Genomic DNA, 12,293 nt, shown 5'->3' with positions numbered 1-12,293 from the left:
TACTTTTCAGGTATGGGAGATGATCAATCGTGGCATTTGTTCTCATGGATCACAAGATTTAGGCTGTCCTCACTCCTCACAGAAGAAGGAATGCCGCAATGACCTGGTCAGCCAAGCAATACTCGATGTTCGAACAACAGCGCACTCGTCCCGTCCGGGATCTGGTAGCGGCCATCCCTGAGGGTGACGTGCGCACCGCCGTCGACCTGGGTTGCGGCCCGGGCAATTCGACTGAAGTCCTGGCTGAGCGCTTTCCGCAGGCATTGGTCACCGGCATGGACAGCTCTGATGACATGCTGGTGGACGCCCGCAAGCGCCTACCCGCGTTGAACTTCGAATTGGCGGATATCGGCGCCTGGAACCCCGTGCAGAAATTTGACGTCATCCTCGCCAATGCATCGCTGCAATGGCTGCCTGATCACGCCACGCTGTATCCGCATTTAGTCAATCAACTGACCTCCGGCGGCACCCTGGCGGTGCAGACGCCCGACAATCTTGACGAGCCGGCCCACAAGCTGGCGCGGGAAGTCGCGGCGGACGGCCCGTGGGCCGCAAAGATCGGCAGCGTCAAACACAATGAACGCCATACCGCGAGCTACTACTTTGAGTTGCTGAGCCAACACTGTTCCACCGTGGATGTATGGCGCACCACTTACCACCATCCGCTGGCAGGTTCCGCCGCGGTGGTGGAGTGGTTCAAGGGTTCGGCGTTGCGTCCATTCCTGGCGCCCCTGACCGAGTCAGAAAGGAACGCCTTCCTCGACGAGTACCTGGCGCGGATCACCAAGGCTTATCCAGCGTTGGCCGATGGCACTGTGTTGCTGCCGTTTCCGCGCCTGTTCATCATCGCTACCCGGTAAGCGCGGAGAAGGTCAATCGGCGGACAAGAACTGTTCCGCCGACACCACGCTCGCATAAGCAAACCCCAGCGACGACATAAACGCCGCATGCACCTGGGCTGCCGGCACGATGCTGCCATTGAATTCCAGGTCCCGCGTGGCGCAGGCATCGTGGATCACGGTCACGCAGTAGCCCAGGTCCGACGCGGCGCGCACCACGCCGTCGATGCACATATGGCTCATGCTGCCCACCACCACCAGCTCGGTGATGCTGCGTTGTTCCAGCAGGGCCCGCAGGTTGGTTTCGCGGAACGCATTGACGAAATGCTTGAGCACCACGGGCTCATCGGCCTGGTTCAGCACCTTGGGGTGTAGGTGTGCACCTTCCGAGCCCGGGGTGAAGAAGGGGGCATCGTCGGAGGTGAATTCGTGGCGTACGTGAATCACCGTATCGCCTGCCTGGCGAAATGCCTGTAGCACTTGCTGCGCCTTGTCTGCCGCCGCGTCCACTCCGTCTAGCGGCCACTTGCCCTGGGGGAAGTAGTCGTTCTGGATATCGATTAGGATGAGCGCTTGCTTGGCCATGTTGGTTTCCTTGTGAGGGTTGATGCGTCCAGTATCCTGGCTGGCGTGACGCCTGGGGATTGGCCGCACCGACAATAACAGAGGGAAAACTGACAATGGCGATCGTCGAACTCGGCGTGCTGATCTACAGCGGTGCGCAAATGGCCGCCGTGCATGGCTTGACCGACCTGTTCGCGGTCGCCAACCGGATTGCGACCGAGCATCAGTCGGAGCAACTGCCGTCCCTGCGCATCAGCCATTGGCAGGCTGAAACAGGCGGTGCGCCGACCCGTGTATTCGATAGCGAGCCCGGTAGCGGGGATAGGTTGACGGCCTTGCTGATTCCACCCTCCATTGCCGGCTTTTCCGAGGGCCAGGCGTCCGCCGAATTGCTGGATTGGCTGCGCCAGCAACATCGCTCCGGGACCATTCTGGGCGGGGTGTGCGTAGGTTCGATCCTGATGGCAGAAAGCGGCCTGTTGGACGGTCGCAGCGCCACCACGCACTGGACGTCGGCCAAGTCCTTCGCCGCGCGTTACCCGGCGATTCGCCTGGAGGCCGACAAACCCATCGTCGACGACGGTGACTTGATCACCACCGCCGGCCTCATGGCCTGGTCCGAATTGGGCCTGCGCCTGGTGGACCGTTTGCTCGGCCCGAGCATCGCTGCCAGCACCGCGCGTTTCCTGGTGATCGAACACAGCGACAGCGCCAGTGAGTGCGGCAGTAACTTTGCGCCGATCCTTGCCCATGGCGACGCTGCGATTCTCAAGGTGCAACATTGGCTGCAGGCCAGCGGTGCGGTGGATGTTTCGTTGGCTGCCATGGCGCAGGAGGCGGGACTTGAGGAACGCACCTTCCTGCGACGGTTCCGCGCCGCCACCGGTTTGAAACCCACCGAATATTGCCAGCACCTGCGTGTCGGCAAGGCGCGCCAGATGCTCGAGTTCACCAACGGCACCATTGATCACATCGCCTGGACCGTGGGTTATCAGGACCCTGGTGCTTTCCGCGCCACATTCAAGAAAATCACCGGGCTGGCGCCAAGTGATTACCGCAGCCGTTTCGGCGTGACGCCCTCTAAGGCGCAAGCCTGAATCGTGCAGAACGCCGCGACACCTTGAGCATTTCGTGCAGAATAAAACAGGCCAAGTGCTATCGCTTTTCCCGCAACTAATTGATTCCCCGCGCGTTTGGATAAATGCCGCCTTGGCTTGATCCCTGCAACCGTTTCCCTACACACATGGCATAACAGCCAAGGGGGACGCATGACCCCGACAAATCGCAAAAAAATCGTGGTGGCGCATTCAATCCGTCCGCAAGCGCCATTGCACGAAGTGGAGACCAACCGCGCCCTGGCCCGTTGGCTGGCGCACGTCCTCGGGCTCAAATATGGCGGCAGCTATAACCCTGAGCTGCACAGTGGGCGCGAGCTCTACCTGTTACCCACTCAGACGCTGATCGGTGCGGCCCAGGCGCGGCAATTCGGCGTCAAAGGCCCTGAGGATCTGTGGGGCGGCTACGTCGATCACGATTTCATCTGCACCAAGGCCATCAGCCACGGTTTGCTGAATAAAAACGCGGTTGCGCCCGAAGGCTGGTCGCCGCTGTTTTCCGAGCGCATCCGCAATGTGGTGCTGGATGGGTTGAGTGTGCACGCCCTGGCAGATGCGCGGCCGGCGGCGACCCATTTGCTGTACACCGGGCCGATCCGTCTCAAGCCCGTGCATGCCTGCGCCGGTCGCGGCCAGGAAGTGATCCGCAGCCTCGACGAGTTCGACGCCATCCTCGCGCGCCCTGATGCGGCGCAATTGTTCAGCGACGGCGTGGTGCTGGAGCAGGACCTGCGCGACGTGGTCACCCACAGTGTCGGCCAGAGCTTTATCGGCGATCACGTCATCAGCTACTGCGGCGATCAATACCTGACCCGGGACGGGCAGGGCGAAGAGGTCTATGGTGGTTCCAACCTGTTGCTGGTCCAGGGCTACTACGAAGACCTGCTCAAGCTCGACCTGCCCGCTGACGTGCGCCTGGCCATCCAGCAAGCGCAGGTCTTCGATAACGCGGCGGATGAGGCCTATCCCGCGTTCTACGCCTCGCGGCGCAATTACGACATCGCCCAGGGCCTGGACAGCGACGGCCAACGCCGCAGCGGCGTGCTCGAGCAATCCTGGCGCATGGGCGGGGCCAGCAGCGCGGAAGTCGCGGCGCTGCAAAGCTTCGTCAACAATCCCGGGCTGCGGGCGATTTATGTCTCGTCGGTAGAAACCTACGTCGACCAGCCACTGCCGGCTGACGCGATCGAGGTGTACCGGGGCCCGGCAGAAAACAGCGACTTTCTTCTCAAGTACGTGACGGTCAAATCCTATGACGGCTAGAAGCGAAACCATTGCCATTGATATCGACGACGAACAGATGAGCGGGACCTTCCTCAGTCCCAAATCGAAAGTACCGGGGGTGTTGTTTGTGCACGGCTGGGGCGGGAGCCAGGAGCGTGACCTGGAACGCGCCAAGGGTATAGCCGGGCTCGGTTGTGTATGCCTTACATTCGACCTGCGCGGCCATGCCGGCAACGGCATTCCGTTATCCCGCGTCACCCGCGAAGACAACCTGCGCGACCTGCTCGCGGCCTACGACCGCCTGTTGTCACACCCGGCCATCGACACCTCGGCGGTGGCGGTGGTGGGCACCAGCTACGGCGGTTACCTGGCCGCCATCCTCACGTCACTGCGCCCGGTGCGCTGGCTGGCTTTGCGGGTGCCGGCGCTGTACCGCGACCAGGAATGGCTCAAGCCCAAGCGCGACCTGGACAAGGCCGACCTGATGGATTATCGCGGCACCTTTGTGCACGCTGAAACCAATCGCGCCCTGCATGCTTGCGCGGCGTTTACCGGTGATGTGTTGATCGTGGAGTCGGAGACCGACGACCACGTGCCCCACGCCACCATCATGAGCTACCGCGCCGCCTGCCAGCAGACGCATTCGCTGACTCACCGGATTATCGACGGTGCGGATCATTCCCTGAGTGATCCGGTTTCCCAGCAGGCCTACACCTCGATCCTGGTGGACTGGATTACCGAGATGGTGGTGGGCGAGCGCTTGAGCATCATCCAGTCGTAGGCGTTTTCTTCACGCGCAATGCCTTGGCCTTGGCTTCGACCGCGAGGTACATCACCAGGGCCACCAGCAGGGGCAGGATGAAGTAGATCGCGCGGTAGGCGATCAGCCCCGCGAGCAGACTGCCGCGGGACGCTTCGTGCTGCAGCAAGGCAATGAACACTGCCTCCAGCACACCCAGCCCTGCCGGGATATGCGTGACCACCCCGGCAATGCTGCTGATCAGCAACACCCCGAGCACCACGGGGTAATCCAGTTGCTTGGGCAGCAGGGTAAAAATCACCGCTGCCATCAGCGACCAGTTCAGCGCGCCGAGCGCCAACTGCAACACTGCCATGCGCAGCGACGGCAGGCTGATTTCAATCCCGCGTATCGACCATGCGCGCTTTTTCGACAAGCGACAGGCCAGCAGGTAACCCAGGCTCGCCAGTACCAACAGCACGCCGACGCCTTGCAACGCACCGCTGCTGAGCTTCCACCCCGGCGGTAATGTCACCAGCCCGCTGCTGAATACCGCGCCGGCGATCGCCATGTAGCCGAACCAGTTGGTGGCCAGGCTCAAGCCGAGGATCTTCGCGATGTTCCCGTTGCTCACCCCGAGTCGGGAATACAACCGATAGCGCATGGCGATGCCACCTACCCACGCGCTCAGGTTGAGGTTGAACGCATAGCTGATGATGCCCACCGGCAAAATCTGCTTCCAGCCCAACGGCTGGCGGATGTAGGTGCGGCCGATCAGGTCGAAGCACGAATACACCAGGAAACTGCACAGGGTCAGCGCACCCGCGATGAGCAGCGTGCGCAGCTTGAAGTCGCCCAGGGTGTCGAGCACTTCGCTCCAGTCGATACGCCGGGCGAGCAGGGTGAACAACACGATCAGCACCAGGAAAAACACCACCGTCAGCGGTTTTTTCCAGCGTTTCAAGAAGCCGGGGCGAGCGCTTTCTTCAGCGATGCGAGCTTGGGTCATGATCCGCACGCTCCTCAAGAACGAAGGGTTTCAACCTCGGCTTGTGGGCCGGCAACCAGCCGGTCCACGACGGAAAATGCCGCAGCACATGGAACACCACGAAACCCACGGTCACCCGCCAGAACCAGCCGCGAGGCGCGCGGTTTTCCGGCATGGTCTTGCAGTGGTTCTGGCTCAGATATCCCAGGCGCTCGAACAACTGCTGGTTGAAGCCACGATCACGAACCAGCACATTCGCCTCCAGGTTCAGCGACAGGCTCAGCGGGTCGAGATTGCTCGAACCCACCGTGCTCCACTCTTCATCCACCAGCGCCACCTTGCCGTGCAACGGACGCTGGCAGTACTCGTGGATCACCACGCCTTCCTTGAGCAAATAGTCATAGAGCATGCGTGCCGCCAGCTTGGCCAGCAGCACATCCGGCTGGCCCTGCATGATCAACTGCACGTGCACGCCGCGCCGCGCGGCATTACGAATCTCCCGCAGCAGGCGGTAGCCGGGAAAGAAATAGGCGTTGGCGATCACCACCCGCCGCTCGGCCTTGCGCAGGGCGTGCAGGTAGGCCTCTTCGATATCGGTACGGTGTTGCAGATTGTCCCGGTAGATCAGCCGTACCAGGCCATCGCCTTCGCCGGCAGCCCATGGCGACGGGCGTTGCTCGCGCCGCCAGCCGCGCCGCTTGCGCACACGCCGGCCACTTTGTGCGAGGGCGAAATGATGCAGGTCGGCGACTGCCGGGCCCTGCACCTGCACGGCATAATCCTGCTTGGCCTCGGGGCCGAAATCCCCCAGGTGATCCGCCGAGAAATTGATCCCGCCGATAAACGCCACACTGGCATCCACCACCACAATCTTGCGGTGCAAGCGGCGAAACCAGTTGGTGCGAAAACCCAATGTCTTGCTCGCCGGGTCGAACATCTGCACGGTCACGCCGGCCTGGCTCAATTCGCTGAGAAACCCCGGTGTCAGCTCACCACAACCAAAGCCATCGAGGCTGGCGACGACCTTGACGCCACGCTGCGCCGCCTCGATCAAAATGCCTTTGAGCTCGTGGCCGACCTTGTCTTCGAAAAGGATAAAGGTCTCCAGCAAGATCTCCCGCTGGGCCTGGCGCATCGCCTCGAACACTTTGGGAAAGTAGGCCTCGCCGTTCTCCAGCAACTCGATCTGGTTACCGCTCTGCCAGCCGTAATCCAGATCCCGGGCCACGGCATCGTCCGGCGGTTGGTCGGTCGCGATGTGTTCCACCGCGACCTTTTCCAGTGGTGCGCTGTTCATAGCTCGATCTCCACCGACAGCGGCGCATGGTCCGACAAGTGTGACCACGGGCGGCTGGTCAGGACTTGGGGCTGATGCACCTTGAGGTTGCGCACATAGATGCGGTCCAGCGGCAGCAGCGGCAGGCGCGCCGGGAAGGTGCGGGCCGGCTTGCCGTGGGTTTCGATAAACACTTCCCGCAGCCCGCAGTGAGCGAGATCGGCGCGCTGGCGCCAGTCATTGAAATCACCGGCGACAATCACCGGCGCGTCGACGGGAATCTCGGCGACCCGCTGCGCGATCAGGCGCAGTTGCTGCTGGCGATGGACTTCCCGCAGCCCCAGGTGCACGCAGATGGCATGCACGTCCTGCACGTTGCCCGGCAAGCGCAGCACGCAATGCAGCAGCCCGCGACTTTCGTGGCCGCTCTGGGAGATGTCGAGATTGTCGTAGCGGATGATCTGGAATTTCGACAGCAACGCATTACCGTGGTCGCCATGGGGATACACCGCGTTGCGACCGTAGGCGTATTGCGGCCAGATACTGTCGGCGAGGAACTCGTATTGCGGCATGCTCGGCCAGTTGCTGTAGCGCTTGGGGTGGCGTTCATGGGTGCCGTGGATTTCCTGAAGGAACACCACGTCGGCGGCCACGCTGCGGATCGCCTCGCGCAACTCGGGCAATATGAAGCGCCGGTTGAGCGCGGTGAAGCCCTTGTGGGTATTGACCGTCAGCACCCTGAAGCGGGTGATGGTTTCGGTGGGCGTGGTTGGCATCAGTTCCGGATGGGTCATGGCAACACTCCCGTGTCCGGCAACTTGCCGGGTTCGGTGGCCAGTGCCCGGTCCAGGCCAAAACGCTGCAGTAATTGGCGCGCGTCGAAGGGCGCGCGCACCTTGATGTCGTTATCGAAATAGCAAAACACGTCGCGTTGCTTGCGGGCGCGGGGTTTGTGCTTTGGGTCGATCAACTGTGCATCGGCGGGTTGTTTGCCGTGGCTCCAGCGTTCGATGCGATCGCCCCAGCGCTTGAGCGCTTCGGACGTATAGCCGCTGGCATACAGCGCTTTGTCCCCATGCAGGCGCAGGTACACAAAGTTGGCCGTGACGTCTTCCAGGTACGGCCACTTGCCGGCTGTGTCGGCCACCACCAGGGCCACGCCGTGCTTGTCGAGCATCTCGACAAACTCCGGCACGGCGAAACTCTTGTGGCGAATCTCCACCGCATGGCGCAGCGGCTTTTTACCGTGGGCTTGCAGGCTCGCCTTGCCGTTCAGGCGCGGCTCATGCTCGCGGGCGAGGGCGGCGGCCTGCTGGGTAGTAGTGGGTAATTCGGCGAGAAAGGCTTCAAACAACGGCGGGTCGAATTTGAAACTGGGCGGGAACTGCCAGAGGATCGGCCCGAGCTTTTCCTTGAGTTCCAGCACCCCGGAGGCGAAGAAATTCGCCATCGGCTTGTGCACCTCCCGCAACCGCAGGATATGCGTGATATAGCGCGGCGCCTTGACGCTGAACACAAACCCTTCAGGCGTGTCGCCATACCATTCGGCATAGCGCTTGGGTGTTTGCAGCGCGTAGAACGAGCCGTTGATCTCGATGCTGTTGACCGCCCGTGAGGCAAACTGCAGCTCGCGCTTCTGGGTCAGGCCCTCGGGGTAGAAATCCCCCCGCCAGGGCGTGTAGCGCCAGCCGGAAATGCCGATATGAATCGCGGCCATGATGACTCCCGTGGGTTAACTGTGTGGTGACCTCCGTTTTTGGATGACTGTGAGGATCGGGAGAAAGTTTCGATGGTCCTACAGACGGCACCTCTCAAAATGTGGGAGCGGGCTTGCTCGCGAAGACGGTGGGTCAGTCGATATCTCTGTTGACTGACTTACCGCTTTCGCGAGCAAGCCCGCTCCCACATTGGGTTCTTTATCGCTGCGGGATCAGTGCCCGCCAACCACCCGGGTCGAGCTCTCGGCATACACCGGCCCCAGCCGGTCAAGGCGCCCGCTCCAGGCCGTCAGCGCCAAGGCCACCAACACCACCGAACCGCCAATCCACGCCGTGTGGATCAAGCCCATGTGGGCGACGATCAGGCCGCCGGCCCACGCGCCACCGGCAATCCCCAAGTTGAACGCCGCGATGTTCAGGCCCGAGGCCACGTCCACCGCATTCGGCGTGTGATGTTCCGCCTGGCGCACCACATACACCTGCAAGCCCGGCACGTTGCCGAAAGCGACCGCGCCCCACACCAGCACAGTGGCCAGGGCCAGCCATGGGTTGCCTGCGGTAAAGGTCAGTACAAACAACACGGCAGCGAGCAGGGCAAAGATGATTTTCAGCGCGCTGATCGGGCCGCGTTTGTCGGCCAGTTTGCCGCCCCAGATATTACCGATGGCCACCGAGATGCCATACACCAGCAACACCAGGCTGACGGTGCCGGCGCTGAAGCCGGAGATGTCCTGAAGGATCGGCGCCAGGTAGGTGAACGCGATGAACGAGCCGCCGTAACCCACCGCCGTCATGGCGTACACCAGCAGCAGCCGTGGTTGTTTCAACACTTGCAGTTGCTGCAACAGCGACGCGGGTTTGCTGTGGGCGATGTTTTTCGGTACGTAGAGCAGGCTGCCGATAAACGCGATCAAGCCCAGGGCCGAGACGGCGAGGAAGGTTTCGCGCCAGCCGAAGTGCTGGCCGATAAACGTCCCCAGTGGCACACCGGTCACCAACGCCACGGTCAGGCCGGTAAACATGATGGCAATCGCGCTGGCGGCTTTTTCCTTGGGCACCAGGCTTGTGGCGATGGTGGAGCCAATCGAGAAGAACACCCCGTGGGCCAGGCCGGTGACGATCCGTGCCAGTACCAGGGACTCATAACTCGGCGCTTGCCAGGCCAGCAGGTTGCCGAGGGTGAACAGCACCATCAGCGACAACAACAGCAGTTTGCGTGGCACTTTGCCGGTGAGGGCGGTGAGTACCGGCGCGCCGATGGCCACGCCCAGGGCGTAAAGGCTGACCAGCAGGCCGGCGGACGGCAAGTCGACACCCAGGTCGGCGCCGATGGTGGGTAACAGGCCAACGATGACGAACTCGGTCGTCCCGATGGCAAAAGCGCTGAGGGTCAGCGCGAGCAAGGCAATGGGCATGGCTGCAACTCCGGTGGGTTTCAATCAGGAGCGCAGTCTCGGGGTTCGGCTTGTGCGGAAAAAGCCAGGTATTGGCATTTGATATTTGCCTGGGGCGCACGGATCGAAGTCTGCGGGGAACGATCAGGCGTCAAACCCGTCAGTTCCTTACAGACCCTTCTGAAGGAGCCCGGTGTTTTGTTGAATTTAAAGACTGTGCTACTGCTCGGCACGCTGCTGTTCTGCGGCAGCGGCGCGCTGCAAGCGGCCACTGCCCCCGCGGCTCCAGCGCCTGCCGCCCCGGCGAAGCCGGAACTTTTGGTAGAAGGCGGCCTGCTCGGCGCCATCAGCTCCAGCATCGATGATGTGCAGGACAAGCTCGACCTCAACCAGAACCTGGTGGACGCCTGGCGCCTGCGGGCCGACCGGGCGGCAGATGAGGTGGACAAGCTGGTCAACCAGCCGTCCGAACGTTCCTCGTGGAGCGTGGCCGGGGATTTCCTGTTGTTGTCCGGGGTGTGGATCGGCGCGTTCGCCGCGCAGACCCTGCTGGGGCGCTTTATCGTCAAGCGCCTGAGCCTGCAGCGGCATATCGCACCTCGCCAGCGCCTCCAGGCGTTGCTGGGTTACCTGATTCCCTACACGATACCGGCGCTTATCTGCCTGCCATTGACGCTCTACGTCAGCCACTTCCTGCCCACCTCGGTGGGCCGTGCGCTGGCGCTGTGTTTTGCCTACGCCACCAGCAGCGGCATTTTCTCCACCTCGATCCTGTTGTGCGTGATCGTCATGTTCAACGTCGGCCACAAGCGCCCGGCGGTGCAGATTATTCGGGACTACTGCCCCAAGCCGTTGTTCCTGATCGGCTTCCTTGCCGCCCTCAGCGATGCGCTGACCAGCCCACAGATCGCCCGTCAACTGGGGGGCAATATCACCGCCAGCGTCGCGATCTTCACCGGGCTGTTTGCCTCGGTGATCTTCGGCATGCTGGTGATTCGCCTGCGCCGTCCGGTGGCGCATTTGATCCGCAACCGGCCCCTGGCCCAGCGCCTGAAACACCCGGCGGTGCAGCAATCCCTGCGGGTGTTTTCCGGCCTGTGGTATTGGCCGATCCTGCTGATGGTGCTGGTGTCGGCGATCAACCTGATCGGCGCCGGCGACGACAGCCAGAAAGCCCTGCGCTGTGCGCTGTTCACCACGATCCTGCTGATCGGCACGGTGTTTCTCAGCACGGTGTTGCAGCACCTGTTCCAGTCCCGCAGCACGGTGGCGGTCCAGCGCAGCAGCGCCTACAAGGAACGTTTCCTCAGCCTGCTGCACGCGCTGTTGCGCATCGTGATGGCCATCGCCTTTATCGAAATCCTCGGGCGTATCTGGGGCGTTTCGCTGTTTGAGTTTGCCCAGCGCAACTCCGTGGGCCGGGCCATCAGTGATTCCCTGAGCAGCATCGGTTTGATCCTGCTGGTGACCTGGCTGTTCTGGGTGGTGCTCGACACGGCGATTCAGGAAGCATTGAAACCCCCGGTCAACAAACGCTCCAGCCGCCAGCCCAGCACGCGGGTGAAAACCATCCTGCCACTGCTGCGCAACGCAGTGAAAATCATCCTGGTGGTGATCTGCGCGATCACCACCATGGCCAACCTGGGGATCAACGTCGCACCGCTGCTGGCGGGTGCCGGGGTGGTGGGCCTGGCCATTGGTTTTGGCTCCCAGCAACTGGTGCAGGATGTAATCACCGGGCTGTTCATCATCATCGAAGACACCCTGTCGATTGGCGATTGGGTGGTGCTCGACTCCGGCCACGCCGGTACCGTCGAGGGGCTGACCATCCGCACCCTGCGCCTGCGGGACGGCAAGGGGTTTGTGCATTCGGTGCCGTTCGGGCAAATCAAGGCCGTCACCAACCAGTCGCGGCAATTCGCCTATGCGTTCTTCTCGGTGCAGTTCACCTACGACACCGATGTCGACAAGGCCGTGGAGCTGATTCGCGAGGCGGGACAGTCGATCCGTGACGACGTGTTCCTCAAGTACAACCTGCAAGGGCCGCTGGAGGTATTTGGCGTCGACAAGATGGACCTCAACGGCGTGGTGCTGACGGCGCAGTTCCGCACGGTGTCGGGTGGGCAATATGCGGTGAGCCGCGCGTTTAACCAGCGCTTGAAAAAGCTTGTGGATAACTGTGCCTTTGTTCATTTCGCGCAAACTTATCCACAGCAGGTGATGCTGCCGCAGCGGGTCGGGCAGCAGGTGGATGAGCCGGAGGAAGAAGTGCCTTCGTCGGTGGTGCTCACTGAGCAGCCAAGAACCCAATAGTTTTGTGTTGAGGCCGCCGGCCTCTTCGCGAGCAAGCCCGCTCCCACATTCGATACGGTTCCACCCTTGGAATGCGGTCAAATGTGGGAGCGGGCTTGCTCGCGAAGGCGTCATTACGGGCAC

11 protein-coding genes are annotated in these 12,293 nt (G+C 62.1%); 5 read left to right on the top strand and 6 right to left on the bottom strand.

The window, feature by feature from the left end:
* Window positions 1-98: 98 nt before the first annotated feature.
* Window positions 99-860: a trans-aconitate 2-methyltransferase gene (gene tam, locus HX817_RS19415; RefSeq protein ID WP_177040908.1), complete on the top strand. Its 762-nt coding sequence runs from the start codon at window positions 99-101 to the stop codon at window positions 858-860.
* 12 nt (window positions 861-872) lie between these two features.
* Here the strand turns inward: tam and HX817_RS19410 are convergent, their stop codons facing one another.
* Window positions 873-1,424, bottom strand: a complete 552-nt coding sequence (locus tag HX817_RS19410; RefSeq protein ID WP_177040906.1) for a cysteine hydrolase family protein — start codon at window positions 1,422-1,424, stop codon at window positions 873-875.
* Between the two features lie 95 nt (window positions 1,425-1,519).
* Here HX817_RS19410 and HX817_RS19405 point away from each other — a divergent pair, with 95 nt between their 5' ends.
* The 3 genes from HX817_RS19405 to HX817_RS19395 all read left to right on the top strand — a co-directional run bounded on the left by HX817_RS19405 (window position 1,520) and on the right by HX817_RS19395 (window position 4,523).
* Window positions 1,520-2,500 carry a GlxA family transcriptional regulator gene (locus HX817_RS19405; protein ID WP_177040904.1) on the top strand — a complete coding sequence of 327 codons (981 nt, stop codon included), beginning with the start codon at window positions 1,520-1,522 and terminating at the stop codon, window positions 2,498-2,500.
* Window positions 2,501-2,671: 171 nt separating this feature from the next.
* Window positions 2,672-3,781: a DUF3182 family protein gene (locus HX817_RS19400; protein WP_177040902.1), complete on the top strand. Its 1,110-nt coding sequence runs from the start codon at window positions 2,672-2,674 to the stop codon at window positions 3,779-3,781.
* The gene (locus HX817_RS19395) at window positions 3,771-4,523 is read left to right on the top strand and encodes a S9 family peptidase (protein ID WP_003210032.1); all 753 of its coding nucleotides are present in this window, start codon (window positions 3,771-3,773) and stop codon (window positions 4,521-4,523) included. Before HX817_RS19400 ends, HX817_RS19395 begins: the two co-directional genes overlap by 11 nt.
* Here HX817_RS19395 and HX817_RS19390 read toward each other — a convergent pair.
* The 5 genes from HX817_RS19390 to HX817_RS19370 all read right to left on the bottom strand — a co-directional run bounded on the left by HX817_RS19390 (window position 4,510) and on the right by HX817_RS19370 (window position 9,878).
* A complete protein-coding gene (locus HX817_RS19390; RefSeq protein ID WP_003210030.1) occupies window positions 4,510-5,490 on the bottom strand; it encodes a lysylphosphatidylglycerol synthase domain-containing protein in 981 nt (326 codons plus the stop codon). The genes HX817_RS19395 and HX817_RS19390 overlap by 14 nt on opposite strands.
* Window positions 5,468-6,766 carry a cardiolipin synthase ClsB gene (gene clsB, locus HX817_RS19385; protein WP_177020917.1) on the bottom strand — a complete coding sequence of 433 codons (1,299 nt, stop codon included), beginning with the start codon at window positions 6,764-6,766 and terminating at the stop codon, window positions 5,468-5,470. Before clsB ends, HX817_RS19390 begins: the two co-directional genes overlap by 23 nt.
* Window positions 6,763-7,539: an endonuclease/exonuclease/phosphatase family protein gene (locus HX817_RS19380; RefSeq protein WP_177040901.1), complete on the bottom strand. Its 777-nt coding sequence runs from the start codon at window positions 7,537-7,539 to the stop codon at window positions 6,763-6,765. Before HX817_RS19380 ends, clsB begins: the two co-directional genes overlap by 4 nt.
* Window positions 7,536-8,462 carry a DUF72 domain-containing protein gene (locus tag HX817_RS19375; protein ID WP_177040899.1) on the bottom strand — a complete coding sequence of 309 codons (927 nt, stop codon included), beginning with the start codon at window positions 8,460-8,462 and terminating at the stop codon, window positions 7,536-7,538. Before HX817_RS19375 ends, HX817_RS19380 begins: the two co-directional genes overlap by 4 nt.
* 213 nt (window positions 8,463-8,675) lie before the next feature.
* A complete protein-coding gene (locus tag HX817_RS19370) occupies window positions 8,676-9,878 on the bottom strand; it encodes an MFS transporter (protein ID WP_102369997.1) in 1,203 nt (400 codons plus the stop codon).
* Between the two features lie 177 nt (window positions 9,879-10,055).
* On the opposite strand from HX817_RS19370, the gene HX817_RS19365 reads away from it, so the two are divergent.
* Window positions 10,056-12,170, top strand: a complete 2,115-nt coding sequence (locus HX817_RS19365; protein WP_177040897.1) for a mechanosensitive ion channel family protein — start codon at window positions 10,056-10,058, stop codon at window positions 12,168-12,170.
* Window positions 12,171-12,293: the final 123 nt, after the last annotated feature.

Source organism: Pseudomonas sp. C6002 (assembly GCF_013385805.1).
In the GTDB taxonomy this organism is placed as follows: domain Bacteria; phylum Pseudomonadota; class Gammaproteobacteria; order Pseudomonadales; family Pseudomonadaceae; genus Aquipseudomonas.
Note: the sequence above shows the minus strand (reverse complement) of the source record. Positions and strands in the feature narration are given on the sequence as shown.